A 16,293-nucleotide genomic window follows, 5' to 3' on the forward strand; every position below is an offset into this window, starting at 1 on the left:
CCGCCCCGGCCGGCCGCCAGGGCGGCCGGGACGGACCGGCGGCGCCTCACAGGCGGGACAGCGCCGCCGTCGCGAACAGCACCTCGCGGATCGCCTCGCGCTCGCCGTCCTGTCCCGCCGCGGCCTCCTCCGGCGCGATGTGCCCGGCCGCCAGCTGGCAGAACTCGTCGCTGTCCAGGGCGATGTGGGCGACCGCGCACTCCGGTGAGCCGACCGCGCCGGGGGAGTCCAGGGCTATGTACCAGTCGCCGCCGCCGTTGCCCTCGACCTCCAGGTGGAGCGAGCGGCCCGGGGCGCCCGCGGCGACCAGCCGCCGCGGCGGTGCGGCCAGTCCGGCCCGCCGCCGCTGGGCGAGCGCGGCGGGCAGCAGCCGGGCCGCGAGGTCGACCAGCAGATGCAGATGGCCGGAGCCCGGTGGTTTGTACGGGTAGTCCACCGCCTCGGCGATGTCCCCGGCGTGCACCCAGGTCTCGAAGGCCCGGTCCAGGAACGCGTCCCGCAGGGTGAGGCTGAACTTCCCGTAGGGGACCGGGAGTTCGGCGACGCCGCCGCCCGCGAACGAGGCCGTTCTGGTCAGTGCCTGGCTCTGGTCGCGCCACGGCCCGTGCGGCGCCCGCGGGTCCGGGTCCTCGCCCAGGGCGCGCCAGTACGCCTCGGTGCGGCGGCGCGGGCCCGGGCGCTCCGGTGCGGCGGGGCCCAGCGGATCGGGCAGCCCGAGGGCCGTCGCGGCCATCCCGTCCACCGCCAGCAGGTGCCCGATCACCCCGGCGACGGTGGTGCCGCGCTCGACCGGCTCCCGGCCGTCGAACCAGCGCAGCCGCACCGGCGCCCGCCACTCCGCCTCGCCCATGTCGCGCAGCAGGGCGTCCAGCTTGGCGGCCTCCGCGTCGTAGGGCGTCGCCCACTCCGGGACCGGGATCCGGGCCGGGCGGCGGCCCAGGCAGCCCTCCAGGACCCGGGACCGCAGCAGTGGATTGAGGTCGAGGCTGTCGGCGGGGTGCAGCAGCGCCACCGCGTCGCGCAGTCGCAGCGCCTCGTCGGCGCAGGGGGCGCAGTCGGTCAGATGCGCCTCGACGGCGGCCGTCTCCTCCGCGGAGCAGGCGGCCAGCGCCCAGGCGCCCAGCAGCGACTTGAGGACCTTGTGGGACGGGGCGGCCGGCGGGGGGCGGGGCCGGGTCCGGAGCGGGCGTCCGGCGGGGGACGGGCGGGAGGTCGGGCAGCGGGCCGCGGTCCTCCGCCGCGGGGCGCGGGGACGGTATCCGGGGCCGCTCACCGGGGCCGCCGGGCCGCTCGCGGCCGTCCCACTCGTCCGGGCCCCTCACCGCGACCGCCCCTGGCCCGTACCGGGCGGGGAGGGGTGCGGCGGGCGCGTGGTCTGCGGGCCCCGGGCGGTGCCGCGGCGCATCGGGACGGCCGGCAGGGCCTGGTGGTTGTGGGCGGTGGACAGCAGCTGGAGGCCCAGGCGGAGCCGGCGCCGCGCCTCGTCCTCGGTGACGCCGAGGTCGGCGGCGGTCTGGCGGTAGTCCCGGCGCTGGAAGTACGCCAGCTCCAGGGCCTCCCGCAGCGGGGCGGGCATGGACGTGACGATGTAGTCGGCGCGGGCCGCGGTGGACGCCTCGTGGATCCGCCGCTCCAGCTCCCGCTCCGCCTCGGCGGGCGCCGCCCCGCCCCCGCCGTCGCCGGGCGCCGCCGCGGCCCCGGTCCGGCGCAGCCGCTGGACGGCCTGGTGGCGGGTGATCCCGGCCACCCAGGAGCGCAGCGAACCCTGCTTGGGGTCGTAGGTGTCCGGGTGCTCCCAGACGTAGCCGAAGACCTCGCGGGTGATGCGGTCGGCGGCGTCCTCGTCCGCCAGGACGCGGTAGGCGAGGCTGTGCACCAGGGAGGCGAAACGGTCGTAGAGCTCGCCGAGCGCGGCCGCTTCGCCGCGGGCGAGCCGCTGCTGCATCCGCCTGTCCCAGCGCGGTGGTGCGTCATGTGCCATGGGACCCCCATCCCTGCCCGTCGCGGCCGTGCCCACACCCCGGCCGGCGCCGCGCCGGGACCGCCCCCGCGGTCCGGCGCCCGTGTGCGGGGCCCGCGGTGGAACCGGGCCCCGCGCCGTCACTTTCGACCACTGTCGTACCCGTGCTCACCCCTCCGCTCACGATCGCCGGTGCGTCACCCGATCCGGCGGCCCGCCGGCCCGCGCCGGGCGGCGGACGGACCACCGCGACCGAGAGTAGTGCGCCGGTGTGACAGCGCAGGCGCCTTTGCGGCAAAGCCGGACCGGCGGGCGCCCCGGATGGTAAGGGCGCGGCGCGGACGGGTGGGGGAGCCGCCGGAGCGCGCGATCGAAGTCGAGCGGGGCCGACCGTTCCCGCCCGGATCGGGCCATGTGTTACGCGGGTGTGACCGGTTGCGGGCGAAAACCCGCCGCCCGCTGGGCATAGCCTTGGGGGGCACGGCCTGCCGGCGCCGCGGAACCGCAGAAGCGTTTCAGGGGGGACGGGCCGGGCAGTCGAGCCGGGGAAGGGTGGGCTCCGGATGACCGTCGGGACACATCCGGTCCGCAAGCGAGCGAAAGGCTTCGAGCGCGTGTCGTTGAAGGTGGCAGAGGACGAAAAGGGCCCCTGGGCCGTACTCCAGGTCTCCGGCGAGATGGACCTGGTCACATCGCCGGCGGTCCGCCAGCACGTGCACGACGCGGTGGCCGAGGGCCGGCGCTCCGTGGTGCTGGACCTGTCCGGCGTGCGGTTCTGCGACTCCAGCGGGGTGGGCGTGCTGATCGCCGCCCGCCGGCTGATGCGCTCCTGCCAGGGCCGGCTGCGGCTGATCCTGCCCGCCCAGGGGGCCGTCGACGGCTCCCACGTCAACCGCGTCCTGGCCGCCCTCGGAGTCCGCCGGCTCTTCGAGGTCTACCCCGACCTGTCCACCGCCGTGGACGAGGCGGCGGCCCCGCTCTCGGCCTGAACCGGCCGGCCCGCCGCCCCCGCTCCCTCACCCCGCCCCGTAGGGGAACTCCGCCCGTACGACGAAGCCGCCCTCCGGCGTGGGGCGCGCCTCCAGCGTCCCGCCGAGGCTCTGCGCCCGCTCGCGCAGCCCCACCAGCCCGTGCCCGCCCCCGGGGAGCGCCGGCACCGGTGCCGCGGCGTCCGGCGGCCCGTTGCGCACCTCCACCCGCAGCCCGTCCGGTGCCCGCCCGGCCGGGTCCGCGCCGTCCGGTGCGGTCAGCGCGACCGCGCCGACGCGGACCCGCACCCGCGCCCCCGGGGCGTGCTTGCGGACGTTGGTGAGCGCCTCCTGGACGGTGCGGTAGGCGGCCCGCTCCACCGTCCGGGCACCGCGCGCCCGCCCGCCCGCGGCCGCCGCCCCGCCGTCCGCCGGCTCCGGCGCCGCCGGCCCCTCGTACGTGACGTCCAGCGCGCTCAGCTCGATCAGCCGGGGGAGGTCGTCCAGGCCGGGCTGCGGGGCCGGTTCGCCGGCCTCCCGGGCGTCGCCGCCGGCCGCCCGCAGCACTCCGACCATGTGACGCAGCTCCTCCAGGGTGCGGACCGACAGCTCCCGGATGGTCCGCGCCCCGTCGCGCACCGCCCCGTCCGCCGTGCTGATCTGGAGCGCGCCGGCCTGGAGGCTGATCAGGCTGACCTGATGGGCCACCACGTCGTGCATCTCCCGGGCCAGCCGGGCCCGTTCGGTGGCCTTGACCCGCTCGGCCAGCAGCCGGTCCTCGCGGCGCAGGCTGCGGGTCAGGTCCTCGACCCGGACGGCCAGTTCGCGGCGGGTGCGCACCAGCAGGCCGAGCGCTATCGGGGCCGCGGAGGTCACACAGGCGTCGATCAGGACGAGGGTGTTCTCCCGGTAGGCGGTCGGCTCGAAGTCGGAGATCGGGTACGGCAGGAAGTGCGCGGTGACCAGCAGCAGCGCGCAGACCCCCAGCCGGGCGCGGCCGGGCCGCAGCGCGGCGAGGGTGTAGAGGGCGATCATCGGCGCGAACCAGATGTAGCCGATGTAGAGCCCCGGCAGGGTCACCAGGAACACCGCCAGCGGCCACCGGCGGCGCAGCAGCAGGGCCGTCGCCGCGACCACCGAGACGGCCAGCTCCAGCGCCATGCCCAGGCCGTTGACGAGCAGCGCGTCGGCGATCGCCAGCAGCGCCGGGACCACCACCGGGCCGATCCGGCGCAGCCACCGGGCCGGCCGGCCGTACAGCAGCCACCGGGCCGCGCGGCCGGGGAGCCGGCCCGCGGCCCCGCCGGATATCACCGGGCACCCCCGGGGACGCCCGGCACCAGGCCCGCCCGGTCGGCGACGATCGCCGCCTGGACGCGGTTGATACCGCCCAGCTTGCCCAGCAGCGCCCGCACGTGGTCCTTGACCGTGCTGGGCGCCAGCCCCATCCGCCCGGCGATCTGCGCGTTGCCCAGGCCCTCGCCGAGCAGCGCCAGCACCTGCGCCTCGCGCGGCGTCAGCCCGCTCACCGCGCGGGCCGCGGCGGCCTGGTCCTCGGCCGTCAGATAGCCCCCGATGACCGCCCGGGTCACCCCGGGGTCCAGGACGCTGCCGCCCGCCGCCAGCGTCCGCACCGCCCGTACCAGCTGCTCCGGGTCGGAGTCCTTGAGCAGGAAGCCCGCCGCGCCCGCCCGCAGCGCCGCGGTGAGGTACTCCTGCGCGTCGAAGGTGGTGAGCATCGCCACGGCCGGCGGCCGCGGGGCGGCGCGCAGCCGGCGCAGCACGGTCAGCCCGTCCACGTCCGGCATCCGGATGTCGAGCAGGACCACCTCGGCCGCGCAGTCCAGTACGGTCTGCACGGCCTCCGCGCCGCCGCAGTCCGCGACCATCTCGATGTCCGGGGCGGTCCCCAGGATCATCCGCAGTCCCGATCTGACCAGCCGCTCGTCATCCACCACAGCGACACGGATCACCGGCCGCCCCTTTCTCCATCGCACCCGTTCCGAGCCCGGAACCGCCCGGCGCTGCGCGACTCCGTCCCCTGCCGCGGACCCCCCTCGTGGGAGGGCCCCGCACCCCGCCGACCGGCGGGGGTACGCCCCCGACCTGCGGACGATGCCGCGCGGCGGACCCGCGGGCAGAGTGGTTCTCATGCTGCACCACTGAAGAGGCCACAAGCCCGGTACGCGTTGCAGTTCACATCGACGGCCGCCGCGGCCCCCACACGCGGCGGCCGTCACCGGCGTGCGGGGGCGGTCAGGAGGGGGATCTCCCCCGCACCGCCCCGGGGGGCCTACGAGGCCCTGCCGCCGCCCCCGCCGCCGTCTTCCGGCCCACCGGCCTGCGCGCCCCCCGCGCCCTCCGGTGGTGCCTCCCCGGAGCACCGGCACCCCGCCGGCCGGTCGCCCCGGCTCTCCGCGACCCGTACGGCATCCCGCAGCGCCGCCCCCAGTTGCGCGGACAGGAACCGCAGCGACCCGCTCCCGGCCGCCGGATCGCCGAGGACGGCATCGGCGTGCTCCAGCAGTGGCCGGCCGTCCGGACAAGGACGCCCCGGGCCACTTCGCGCGCCCCCTGGGACGCCGTGTCCCACCCGCCACCCGTACGGGCGGAACGCCCTACGCGTCCAGGTCGAGGCGGCCGGCGAGCTCGGTGAGCGGCGAGGCCCGGCGCCGTTCCCGGCCGCGGAGTTCGGACACCAGCCGCAGGCTCGTCGCGTGGTAGCGCATCCACTCCGGGGCGATGCCCTCGGCGGTGAGCAGCGCCGCCACCGCCGCGTCGTCCTGGTCCAGGTCCGCGAGGGCCAGTGCCCGGTCCACATGGAAGCGTGCCCGCCAGGTGGGCGGCAGGGACCGCAGGTCCCGGACGGTGCGCGCGGTGCGCAGCGCCTCCGCGGTGTCCTCCATCTCCACCTGGAAGTTGACCGTCGCCACACCCAGGTTGGTTGGGCCGAACGGTGTCGCGTAGTCGACCCGGTCCGTGCCGAGGCGGGCCGCCGCCGCGCCCGCCAGGGCGAGCAGTTCCCGTACCGCGTCCCGGCGCTCCAGCCGGACGGCCGCGGTGGCCGCCCGGAGCAGCAGGACGCCCCACAGCGCCAGCTCGACCGGCGGGGAACGGAATCCGGGCTCGATGCGATCGGCGGCACGGAGCGCGACGCGTTCGGCGTCCGCCAGCCGCCCCTGCTTGGTCAGGACCCAGGCGAGGCTGGAGAAGCCGACGGTCTCCAGATGGGGATCGTCCCCCTTGGCCGCCGCCGCCATCGACCGTTCGAGCGCGGTGAAGGCGGCGTCCTCCTTGCCCAGCGCGGTCAGTGTCGTCGCCGCGACCTGGTACGCCTCGGCCAGCACGGACTGGGCGGCGGCCGCAGCAGGTCCGGTGGACGCGTGCGCCACCGCCTTGGCGTCCCGGATCAACTGCGGCAGCAGCGCGCCGATTTCGGCCATGCGGCCTTCCCGGCGGATGCGCTCCGTCGAGCGCAGCGAGGACCGCAGCGCCGCGAGGTCCGGCGGATCCTCCGGGTCCGGTTCCTCCCCCAGCAGGTCGGCCACCGGGGAGACGGCCTGGCGCAGCGCCAGCACGGACGGCTGCTCGCCGTCGGCGCGCACCTCGAAGGTGGCGGGCTTGCCGACCAGCGCGGACGGCTCCACGTCCAGGGCGCGGGCCAGCGCGTTGAGGGTGGTCAGCCGGGCCGTGCGGCGGACGCCCTGTTCGAGCTTGCGCACGATGTCGACGGACAGCCCGGCGCGCTCGGCGAGCCCTTCCTGGGTCAGTCTGCGCCGCGCGCGCAAGCGGGCGATGCGCTCCCCGATGCCGGGCCCCTCGTGGAACAACTCCATGGCCACCCCCGCGAGTCGGACGTACCGACCACGCTACGCCGGTGCGCACCGGGGCGCCGCATCACGGACCGTCGCCACCCCCACCCACCCGCCCCATCGCCAGCACCACCACCGACGTCATGGCCGCCAGGCCGTACGCGGTGGTGGTCATGGAGAGGGCGCCCTCGGGGGTTTCGAAGGACTGGTTGAAGAAGTCGGTGACGGTCAGCCAGACCACCGTGCGGACGGTGAGGTACAGCTCCACGGAGGCGAACACCAGCAGCGCGCCCCGCAGGTCGCGGCGGGCCCGCAGGGCCAGTACGCCCAGGACGCCGCAGGCCAGCACCGAGCCGAGGGTGGTGAACTCGGCGGACGCCGCGAGGTTGAGGGTGCCCAGGACGGAGCCGTCCACCGCGCCGCGGAGGTAGCGGGCCGTGTCCATACCGGCCGTCGACAGGTCCCGGACGGTCCAGGCGAGCCGGGCCAGGCCCAGCACCAGGAGGAGCGCTCCGCAGATCCGGGAGAGCCGCCGCTCGCGGGGGCCGGACGCGGCCGCCCGCCCGGCCTCCGCCGCCGGGAGCATCGTGGTGAGCACCGCCACCGCCACGACCAGGCCCAGCACCCGGGTGGCCAGCGCCCAGCCGCCGAGCGGATCGGTGGCGTACTGGTCGCGGTAGGCGGCGTCGGTGAACCCCACCGCCTCGCGCAGGGAGACCGCCAGCAGGAAGAAGCCGCAGAACAGCGCGGCGCCGCGGGCCGTCCGCCGGTGCGCGGCCGCCAGGCCCGCGGTCACCAGGAAGGCGGCGGCGAAGCCCCACTCGTACGGGCCGACCAGCTGCGAGGCGGGTGAGGCGCCCGGGTTGAACAGGCCCTCGGCGAAGTCCACCGGGGAGGCGTCGCCCTGGACGATCCCGTAGACCGTCCAGGCGGCGAGCGCGGCCGCGTAGAGGGTGAGGAAGAACGCGGTGGTGTGGTAGGCGCCGTGGTGCCGCGGGGCCGCGCGGGCGGGACCGGGGTGCGGACGGACGTCCAGTGCGTCGCCGTCCCGCATCGCCATGCCCGTTCCCCGTTCCGTCCCGCGTCCCGCACCGCCGCCGGCCGCGCCGCCGTCGCCGCAGCCTCACTGTGTCAAGGACGGGCGGAGGGCCGGGGGAGGTTCCGCCCCGTGTGTCGCGAGTTGATCAAGACGCGGGCCCCGGGACGGGGCCGCGCCGGACGGATCCGGGTGCGGGCGCGGCCCGTTCACCGCACGCGGCGGGCGGTGGCCGCCACGAAGTCGCGGATGCCCTGCCGGGTGGCCGCCCGCAGTGCGGTGAGGGCGTCGCGGTCCTCGGCCCAGTGCAGCTCGGTCACCGCGGCCATGATCCGCTCGGTGCGGTCGAGGACCTCCGGGTCGTCGCTCACCATCTGGGCGCGGAACATGGCCTCTTGGGCCGCGTAGCGGTTCTTGTAGACCTCCTCGCGCAGCTCCGGCGTGTCCTCGCCGCAGCGCTCGTCCTCGTGCAGCACGAACCAGCGGTGGACGAGGACCCGCCGGTAGTCCAGCAGGGCGCCCGCGTACGCGCAGTAGGCGTCGATCCGCTCCTGCCGCAGCCGCTCCGCGCGGGCGAACCGCTCGCTGCGGTCGGCGGCCCGGCTCTGGAAGTGGTGGGTGACGGCGGACCCGAGCAGGGTCCCGACGACGGCGACGACGCTCCCTATGACTGCCTCCATGACAGGAAGTGGATCACAGGGGGAGGGCGGATTCCGGCCATTTCCCCAACGGGGTGCCGGGGACAGGGGTGTTGGCGGCGTCCCGTTGCGCGTACCGGGGTGCCGGTGGTGGCAACAGGCGGCGCTGTGCCCCGAGTTGGCGGCACAGGGTGCTGCCGCCGGCCCGGGGGCGGTGCGGCAAGATGGCGCCATGGGCATTTTCGGGGGAGAAGGCCGGCTGGTCGGTGGCCGGTACCGGCTGGGCATACGGCTGGGCCGCGGCGGTATGGGAACGGTCTGGCGGGCCACGGACGAACTGCTCGGCCGCCAGGTGGCCGTGAAGGAGCTGAACCTGGACGACGCGGCGGCCGGGCCCGGGGCGCGGGTCCGGCGCGACCGGGCGATGCGGGAGGCCCGGGCGGTCGCGCAGATCAAGCACCCGAACGTGATCGTGCTGCACGACGTGGTCGAGCAGGACGGCCGCCCGTGGATCGTGATGGAGCTGGTCGAGGGGGAGTCGCTGGCCGACCGGCTGGCCTCCGGCGGGCCGCTGGCGCCGGACGAGGCGGCCCGGACCGGCCGCGCGCTGCTGGGCGCGCTGCGGGCCGCGCACGCCCGCGGTGTCCTGCACCGCGACCTCAAACCGGCCAATGTGCTGCTGGAGGACGGCGGTCGGCGGGTGGTGCTGACCGACTTCGGGATCGCCCGGCTGCCCGGTGCGACGACGCTGACCGACGCCGGCGGCTTCGTCGGCTCGCCCGAGTACACCGCGCCGGAGCGGATGGCCGGGCGGACCGCCGGCCCGGAGGCCGACCTGTGGTCGCTGGGGGTGCTGCTGTGCGCCGCGCTCAGCGGCACGACCCCGTTCCGCCGGGACTCGATGGCCGCGGTCCTGCACGCGGTCGTCTACGAGGACCTCGAACTCCCGCCCGCCGTCGGCCCGTTGGCGGACGTGGTGCGGGGGCTGCTGGAACGCGATCCGCGGCGCCGGCTGGACCTCGACGCGGCCGACCGGCTGCTGAGCGGCCCGGCACGGGCGGACCGCCGTGCGGGCGGGGGTGGCCTCCGGGGTGGCGGCCCGGTACGGGACCCGTTCGCCGAGGAGCCCACCGGGGGCCGCTCCGGCGCGCGGCCCCCGCACGGCGGCCCGTTCGGTGTCCCGCCGGACGACCCGTCCGGTGAACCGCCGGGCGGCCCGTTCGCCAAGGCGGCCGCCGCCGCACCCGGGGACGAGCCCCGCCCCTCTCCCGCGGCCCCCTTCCTTCCCACCGACCCCTTCCGCGCCGCCCGTACACCGGTCCTCTCCGGCCCGGCAGCCGCCGGCCTCCCCGGCGGGCCGGCTCCCGCGTTGCCGGGCCAGGCGCCCCCCGGGCCCGCGGCGGCCCCCGCCCCCGCAACCGGTGGCCGGGCCCGCCCCGCGCTGCTGGTCGCCGCCGCCGTAGCCGTCCTCGGCGGTGCCGCGGCGGGCGTCGCCGTCCTCGTGGCGCACGGGAACGGCGACGGCGGCACCGGTGACCCCGCCGCCGCGCACCCGGGGACGTCCGCGCAGGCCACCGCCCACAGGAAGGGGCAGCGCCCGCCCCGGGGGCCGGGGGGCCCGCAGGGCGTCGCCCCCGGGGCGCCCGCGCCCACGGTCACGGTGACCGCACCGGCCGCCCCGGGGGACGGCCGGCAGGCCCCGCCCGGCTACCGCCTCGTGGACGACCCGGCCGGCTTCCGCATGGCCGTCCCCACCGGCTTCACCCGGTCCTACGAGAACTCCCGGGTCTACTACTCCTCCGAGGGCAGACGCTTCCGGATCGGCGTGCAGCTCCAGCAGCCGGTGCCCGAGGGGCCGCTCGGCGCGATGCGCACCGCGGACGCCAACGGGCCGAAGAGCTACCCCGGTTACCGCGGCGGCCAGGTCGTCGAGACCACCCACAACGGCCTCCGGGCCGGCCGCTGGGAGTTCGTCTGGGACGGCAGCGCCCGGGACGCCGGCGCCCGCTACACCTACGACCTCAGCTGGAACGAGGGCGGCCGGATGATGGACGTCTGGGTCTCCTCCCCGGTCGCCTCCCGGGCGGACGCCGCGCGGCAGTTCGACACCGCGGTGCAGACCTTCGCACTGTCCGGGCGGTGAACGGCCGGCCCCCGGTCCGCCCGCGGGGCACCCGGCCCGCCCCGCCCCGGCCCCGGACCGCCGCCCACGGCACCGTCCGCCCAGGCCGGCGCCGTTACGGCCAGCGGACACTGGCGCGATTGTGCGCAGCGCGTGAAAACCTGTTACTCCCGGGTACACAAAGCGCCTGCGGACGCATACGCTCGCCCGCATGACGGACTCGCAGGACACCGGAACGCCCACCGCCCCCGCCCCCCAGGCCCCCGCCGCGCCCGCCGCCCCCGCCGGAGGCAATCCGGTCGTGCTCGCCGCGCCGGGCACCCGCACCGCCGCCGACGTGGTGAGCCCGGAGGTCGCCGCCCGCCTCACCCGGGACGTGGTCGGTTCCGGCCGGACCGCCAACCACACCCCGTTCACCGGCGAGAAGCTGGCCGACCTGCCCGAGTCCACCCCCGAGGACGTCGCCCGCGCCTTCGAGCGGGCCCGCGCCGCGCAGCAGCGCTGGGCGAGGGTCCCGGTCCGGCAGCGCGCCGCGGTCCTGCTCCGCTTCCACGACCTGATCCTGCGCCGCCAGGCCGAGGTGCTGGACCTGATCCAGCTGGAGACCGGCAAGGCCCGGCTGCACGCCCACGAGGAGGTGCAGGCCGTCGCGGTCGCCGCCCGCCACTACGGCCGCAAGGCACCCGCCTACCTCCGCCCCAAGGGCCACACCGGTGTCGTCCCGACCCTGACCAAGGTCACCGAACTCCGCCAGCCGCGCGGTGTGGTGGGCCAGATCGCCCCCTGGAACTACCCCTTCGAGCTGACCGTCGGCGACGCCCTGCCGGCCTTCGCCGCGGGCAACGCCGTCGTCATGAAGCCCGACACGGAGACCGCGCTGACCGCCCTGTGGGCCCGCGAGCAGCTGATCGAGGCCGGGCTCCCGGAGGACGTCTGGCAGGTGGTGATCGGCGAGGGCCCGGTCGTCGGCCCGGAGGTCGTCCGGCACGCCGACTACGTCTCGTTCACCGGCTCGACCCGCACCGGTCGCGAGGTCGCCCGGGGCGCCGCCGCCCGCCTCGTCGGCGTCTCCCTCGAACTCGGCGGCAAGAACGCCATGCTGGTGCTGCACGACGCCGACGTGGAGAAGGCCGCCGCGGGCGCCGTGCGGGGCTGCTTCTCCTCCGCGGGCCAGCTGTGCATCTCCATCGAGCGGCTCTACGTCCACGAGTCCGTCGCGGACGCGTTCCTTACGCGGTTCGCCGCCCGCACCAAGGCCATGCGGCTGGGCAACGCCCTCGCCTACGGGGCCGACATGGGCTCCCTGGTCGGCGCGCGCCAGCTGGAGACCGTCACCCGGCACGTCGAGGAGGCGGTCGCCAAGGGCGCCCGGGTGCTCGCCGGCGGCCGCCCCCGCCCGGACATCGGCCCGCTCTTCTACGAGCCGACCATCCTGGACGGTGTGGAGGCCCCGATGGCCGTGTGCGAGGAGGAGACCTTCGGCCCGGTCGTCTCGGTCTACCGCTTCCGCGACGAGGACGAGGCGGTGGCCCGCGCCAACGCCACGCCGTACGGCCTGAATGCCAGCGTCTGGACGAAGGACGGCCGGCGCGGCCGGGCCGTCGCGGCCCGCCTGCGCACCGGCACGGTCAACGTCAACGAGGCGTACGCGGCCGGCTACGGCAGCGTGCAGTCCCCGATGGGCGGGATGGGCGATTCGGGCCTGGGCCGGCGGCACGGCTCCGAGGGCATCCTCAAGTACACCGAGGCCCAGACCGTCGCCCAGCAGCGCCTGATGCCCCTGGCCCCGGCTTTCGGCATGGACGACGAGAAGTACGCCGCCTTCATGACCCGCAGCCTGCGCGCCATGAAGGCCCTGCGCCTGCGCTGAACCCCGGCAAGCCAGCCCGCCCCGGGCGCGCCGGCCAGCCCCTCCGGCCCGGGGCGGCGCCCCGCATACGGATACGGAGGTACCGGTGCCACAGGACCACACAGCCCAGCCCACCGCGCCCGGCGAGCCCCCCGAGGCGCAGCCCGCCGGCCCCCCGCCCGGCGAACGGCGCTCCCACGACTACGACTACGACGTCCTCGTCATCGGCTCCGGCTTCGGCGGCTCCGTCTCCGCCCTCCGCCTGACCGAGAAGGGCTACCGCGTCGGCGTCCTGGAAGCCGGCCGCCGCTTCACCCGCGCGACCCTCCCCAAGAACTCCTGGGACCTGAAGAACTACCTGTGGGCCCCGGCCCTCGGCCTCTACGGCATCCAGCGCATCCACCTGCTGGGCAACGTCATGGTGCTGGCCGGCGCCGGCGTCGGCGGCGGTTCGCTCAACTACGCCAACACCCTCTACGTCCCGCCCAAGGCGTTCTTCGACGACCCCCAGTGGCGCGACATCACCGACTGGCAGCAGGAGCTGGCGCCGTACTACGACCAGGCCCGCCGGATGCTCGGCGTCCGGCTGAACCCCACCATGACCCCCTCCGACGTGCACCTGAAGGCCACCGCGCAGGCCATGGGCGTCGGCGACTCCTTCCACCTGGCGCCGGTCGGGGTGTTCTTCGGCGACGGCGAGGACGCCGGCGGCACGGTCCGGGCGGAACCGGGCGCGGAGGTCCCCGACCCCTACTTCGGCGGCGCCGGCCCCGCCCGCCGGGCGTGCACCGAGTGCGGTGAGTGCATGACCGGCTGCCGGCACGGCGCGAAGAACACCCTCACCGAGAACTACCTCCACCTCGCCGAACGGGCCGGCGCCGTGATCCACCCGATGACCTCGGTCGTCGCCGTCACCGAGGACTCCCGCGGCGGTTTCGCGGTGCGCACCCTGCCGACCGACAACCGGAGGAAGGGCGCCGGCCGCACCTTCACCGCCCCCAAGGTGGTGCTGGCCGCCGGCACCTACGGCACCCAGACGCTGCTGCACCGCATGAAGGACACCGGACTGCTGCCGCTCCTCTCCGACCGCCTCGGCGCGCTGACCCGCACCAACTCCGAGGCGCTGGTGGGCGCGCAGACCACCGACCGGCGCTACCGCAAGCGGCACGGCGCCGACCGGGCCGACTTCACCAGGGGCGTGGCGATCACCTCGTCCATCCACCCCGACGAGAACACCCACATCGAACCGGTCCGCTACGGCCGGGGCTCCAACGCCATGGGCGGCCTGACCATCCTCCAGGTGCCGTACCGCCCGGCCGGCCGGGTCCTGGGCTGGGTCGCCAACGTGGTCCGCCACCCGCTGCCGGCGCTCCGCTCGCTGTCCAACCGCCGCTGGTCCGAGCGGACCATCATCGGCCTGGTGATGCAGTCCCTGGACAACTCCCTCACCACCTACCGGCGTCCGCGCGGCCCGGGCAAGGGCCTGCTCACCGCCCGGCAGGGCCACGGCGCCCCCAACCCCACCCAGATCCCCGAGGCCACCGAGGCCGCCACCCTGCTGGCCCGGGAGATCAACGGATTCGCCGGCAGCAACGTCGGCGAGCTGATGGGCACCCCGCTCACCGCGCACTTCCTCGGCGGCTGCCCGATCGGCGCGGACGCCGACCACGGCGTCATCGACCCCTACCACCGCCTCCACGGCCACCCGGGCATCTCGGTCGTCGACGGCTCCGCGGTCTCCGCCAACCTCGGCGTCAACCCGTCCCTGACCATCACCGCCCAGGCCGAACGCGCGATGTCCCTGTGGCCCAACAAGGGCGAGCCGGACCCGCGGCCGGCCCCCGGGCAGCCGTACGCGCGGGTCGAGCCGGTCGCGCCGGTCCGCCCGGCGGTCCCGGAGGGGGCGTTCGGCGCGCTCCGCCTGCCGCTCCTGCCCGTCCCGCCGGTGCCGAAGAAGGACCGGCAGGGGTGAGACGGGGAAGGGCCGCGCCCCCAGGGGACGCGGCCCTCCTCGCTGCCGTGCGGGGCGCCGGTTACGCGGCCGCGCCCCCGGTGGCCTTGCGGCGGCGGACGGCGAAGATCGCCCCGGCGCCGACCACCATGGCCACGCCGCCGATCATCGCGATCGTCGGCAGGGCGGACGAGGCACCGGTCTCGGCGAGGTTGCCGGTCACCGGCAGCTTGGCCAGGTCCTCCTTGGGCTTGGCCGGGGTGACCGGCTTGGCGCCGCCCTGCGGCCCGGGCTTGTTGCCCGGCTTGCCGGGCTTGGCCGGCGGGACCTGGCCCGGCTTGCTGCCGGCCGCCAGGATCGCGAAGTCGTACCACTGCTCCGCCGACGAGCCGCAGGAGCCGTCCGCGTTGTAGTAGTCGCCCGCGACCAGCGCGAACCCGTCACCGGACTTCGCGGACTTGTCCGCGCTGATCCGCATCGTCAGCTCGGCGGTCTCGTGCGGGTCCAGCTCGAACCAGCCGAAGTAGTCGCCGTCGGTCCACTCACCGAACGCGGTCCACTTGCCGGTGTCCGGGTCCAGGTACTCCAGGTGCAGCGTCGACTCGGCGCGGTGGTCGCCGCCGTCCAGCGGCTCCAGCGGCACCGCCAGGATGAACGGGTAGACCTCGTCCAGCTTCCGGTCGGTGGTGTTGGTCAGCGCGACGGTGAAGCGCGACCAGCCGGCGCCGGCGACCAGCTTCGAGGGCAGGTTGCGCACCTCGGTCTTCAGCGACGCGTCGTCGATGGTGCAGTCGTCCTCGCCGTCCGAGGGCGCGGTGGCCGACGGGGAGCCGGGTGCGGTCGTACCGCCCGGCGGGGTCGGCGCGACGGACGGACCGGGCGTGGCGGAGGGGCTCGCGGTGGACGGCGCGGTCGGGCCGGCGCCGCCGGTGGTGCTGCCGCTCGCGGCTCCGGTGTCACCGGCCGGCGTCGGCTCGCCGGCGGCCGGGGGCGCGTCCGGCGCGGAGGTGGTGCCGCCGTTCCCGTCCGGGCCGGGGGCCTGCGGCGTCGGGGCGGTGGTCGCGGTCTCGGCGCCGGGGCCGGTCGCGTACGCGGCGGGGGCCGCCAGGAGGGCGGCGGGGGCGATGACGGCCGTCGCGGCGACGGCCGTCAGGGCACGGCGGAGCTTCATCCAGAAGACCTCTCGGGAACCGAGTGCCGCGGGAACGCGGCACCAGGGGCGCGGGCCGTCGCGGTGGGGCGCGGTATGGCCGTGCGATGTCAGGTACGTGACCACCGATGGCCGAAAAAGGTTGTTCACTCAACCGAAAAGATCGCCGTGATCCCGCTCACACCTTTCACAGCCGCCCCACAGGCACCGCAATGGCGCCGCAAAGGTGCCGCCACCCACGCACAGCGAAGGGCCCCGGGACTCCTCCGCGAGGGGGGACGCGGAGGCCACGGGGCCCTTGGCTTTCGGTGCCGGCGTCAGGGCAGCGCCGGCACCGACGGGCGGCGCTGGGGGGGGGGTAGCGCCGCTGGCTCATGGGTGGTGCGGGTCGTACGGGGTGGTGCGCGGTGCCCGCCGCCGCTTCTGGTGTGGACCAATGGCGCGCACGGCAAAGGTCCGTACCGGAGGCGGTCTGCGGTTCGTCAAGCATCGTCCTGGATGCGCCTCACCTGGCGCAACCGTTTCGACCGGATGCGGTCGGTCCCGGGCGTCCCCAGGACCGACCACCCCATCGGTGTGACCGGGCTGCTGTCCCCTGCTGACCGGTCACGGACCGGAACGAGGTCCCACGACGGCGGCCGCTGCCGGCGGCCGGACGTCTCATCGCTCCGGCGTTCCGCCCGAGGGGCGGCGTCTACGCGTAGTCCTGCAGGCCGCGCCTGGCTGGCGTGGCACCGGGAACAACGACCCCTCTCCGAACCCGGTCACGCGCCGTACGGGTGAGAGGGCACCCGAACTCAGATCCAG

11 protein-coding genes and 1 pseudogene are annotated in these 16,293 nt (G+C 76.3%); 4 read left to right on the top strand and 8 right to left on the bottom strand.

Going from position 1 to position 16,293, the window contains the following annotated elements; all coding sequences use genetic code 11:
* Positions 1-46 precede the first annotated feature (46 nt).
* Together MUU72_RS07285 and MUU72_RS07290 are read right to left on the bottom strand one after the other, a co-directional pair.
* Positions 47-1,322, bottom strand: a pseudogene (locus tag MUU72_RS07285) (zf-HC2 domain-containing protein).
* Entirely contained in the window at positions 1,319-1,981 is a 663-nt protein-coding gene (locus tag MUU72_RS07290; protein WP_248012307.1) for an RNA polymerase sigma factor, read from the bottom strand. Before MUU72_RS07290 ends, MUU72_RS07285 begins: the two are co-directional and overlap by 4 nt.
* Positions 1,982-2,523: 542 nt before the next feature.
* Between MUU72_RS07290 and MUU72_RS07295 the strand changes: the two genes are divergently transcribed.
* The gene (locus MUU72_RS07295) at positions 2,524-2,949 is read left to right on the top strand and encodes an STAS domain-containing protein (RefSeq protein WP_282503781.1); all 426 of its coding nucleotides are present in this window, start codon (positions 2,524-2,526) and stop codon (positions 2,947-2,949) included.
* A gap of 27 nt (positions 2,950-2,976) precedes the next feature.
* Here the strand turns inward: MUU72_RS07295 and MUU72_RS07300 are convergent, their stop codons facing one another.
* From MUU72_RS07300 to kilB, 5 genes are all read right to left on the bottom strand, one after another.
* Positions 2,977-4,239 (bottom strand): sensor histidine kinase, encoded by a 1,263-nt coding sequence (locus MUU72_RS07300; RefSeq protein WP_372503031.1) that lies wholly within the window; start codon positions 4,237-4,239, stop codon positions 2,977-2,979.
* Complete coding sequence (locus MUU72_RS07305) at positions 4,239-4,901, bottom strand: response regulator (RefSeq protein WP_248012308.1); 663 nt, start codon at positions 4,899-4,901, stop codon at positions 4,239-4,241. Before MUU72_RS07305 ends, MUU72_RS07300 begins: the two co-directional genes overlap by 1 nt.
* A 645-nt stretch (positions 4,902-5,546) precedes the next feature.
* The gene (locus MUU72_RS07310; protein WP_248012309.1) at positions 5,547-6,764 is read right to left on the bottom strand and encodes a helix-turn-helix domain-containing protein; all 1,218 of its coding nucleotides are present in this window, start codon (positions 6,762-6,764) and stop codon (positions 5,547-5,549) included.
* A gap of 61 nt (positions 6,765-6,825) precedes the next feature.
* On the bottom strand, positions 6,826-7,800 hold the full coding sequence (locus MUU72_RS07315) for a hypothetical protein (RefSeq protein WP_248012310.1): 975 nt from the start codon (positions 7,798-7,800) through the stop codon (positions 6,826-6,828).
* A 185-nt stretch (positions 7,801-7,985) separates the two neighbouring features.
* Positions 7,986-8,456, bottom strand: coding sequence for a plasmid transfer protein KilB (kilB, locus tag MUU72_RS07320; protein ID WP_248012311.1), 471 nt, complete (start codon positions 8,454-8,456; stop codon positions 7,986-7,988).
* Positions 8,457-8,646: 190 nt separating this feature from the next.
* Here kilB and MUU72_RS07325 point away from each other — a divergent pair, with 190 nt between their 5' ends.
* From MUU72_RS07325 to MUU72_RS07335, 3 genes are all read left to right on the top strand, one after another.
* The gene (locus MUU72_RS07325; protein ID WP_248012312.1) at positions 8,647-10,557 is read left to right on the top strand and encodes a serine/threonine-protein kinase; all 1,911 of its coding nucleotides are present in this window, start codon (positions 8,647-8,649) and stop codon (positions 10,555-10,557) included.
* 190 nt (positions 10,558-10,747) lie between these two features.
* Positions 10,748-12,406: a succinic semialdehyde dehydrogenase gene (locus MUU72_RS07330; protein ID WP_248012313.1), complete on the top strand. Its 1,659-nt coding sequence runs from the start codon at positions 10,748-10,750 to the stop codon at positions 12,404-12,406.
* Between the two features lie 85 nt (positions 12,407-12,491).
* Positions 12,492-14,357, top strand: coding sequence for a GMC oxidoreductase (locus MUU72_RS07335; protein ID WP_308403789.1), 1,866 nt, complete (start codon positions 12,492-12,494; stop codon positions 14,355-14,357).
* Between the two features lie 61 nt (positions 14,358-14,418).
* Here the strand turns inward: MUU72_RS07335 and MUU72_RS07340 are convergent, their stop codons facing one another.
* Positions 14,419-15,507 (bottom strand): LAETG motif-containing sortase-dependent surface protein, encoded by a 1,089-nt coding sequence (locus MUU72_RS07340; RefSeq protein WP_248012314.1) that lies wholly within the window; start codon positions 15,505-15,507, stop codon positions 14,419-14,421.
* Positions 15,508-16,293 lie beyond the last annotated feature (786 nt).

This window comes from Streptomyces rhizoryzae (genome assembly GCF_023155275.1).
In the GTDB taxonomy this organism is placed as follows: Bacteria; Actinomycetota; Actinomycetes; order Streptomycetales; family Streptomycetaceae; genus Streptomyces; species Streptomyces rhizoryzae.

Coding starts and splice junctions, on each gene's coding strand:
- MUU72_RS07290 (WP_248012307.1), bottom strand. CDS start 1,981: ATGGCACATGACGCACCACCGCGCTGGGACAGGCGGATGCAGCAGCGG.
- MUU72_RS07295 (WP_282503781.1), top strand. CDS start 2,524: ATGACCGTCGGGACACATCCGGTCCGCAAGCGAGCGAAAGGCTTCGAG.
- MUU72_RS07310 (WP_248012309.1), bottom strand. CDS start 6,764: ATGGAGTTGTTCCACGAGGGGCCCGGCATCGGGGAGCGCATCGCCCGC.
- MUU72_RS07315 (WP_248012310.1), bottom strand. CDS start 7,800: ATGGCGATGCGGGACGGCGACGCACTGGACGTCCGTCCGCACCCCGGT.
- kilB (WP_248012311.1), bottom strand. CDS start 8,456: ATGGAGGCAGTCATAGGGAGCGTCGTCGCCGTCGTCGGGACCCTGCTC.
- MUU72_RS07325 (WP_248012312.1), top strand. CDS start 8,647: ATGGGCATTTTCGGGGGAGAAGGCCGGCTGGTCGGTGGCCGGTACCGG.
- MUU72_RS07330 (WP_248012313.1), top strand. CDS start 10,748: ATGACGGACTCGCAGGACACCGGAACGCCCACCGCCCCCGCCCCCCAG.
- MUU72_RS07340 (WP_248012314.1), bottom strand. CDS start 15,507: ATGAAGCTCCGCCGTGCCCTGACGGCCGTCGCCGCGACGGCCGTCATC.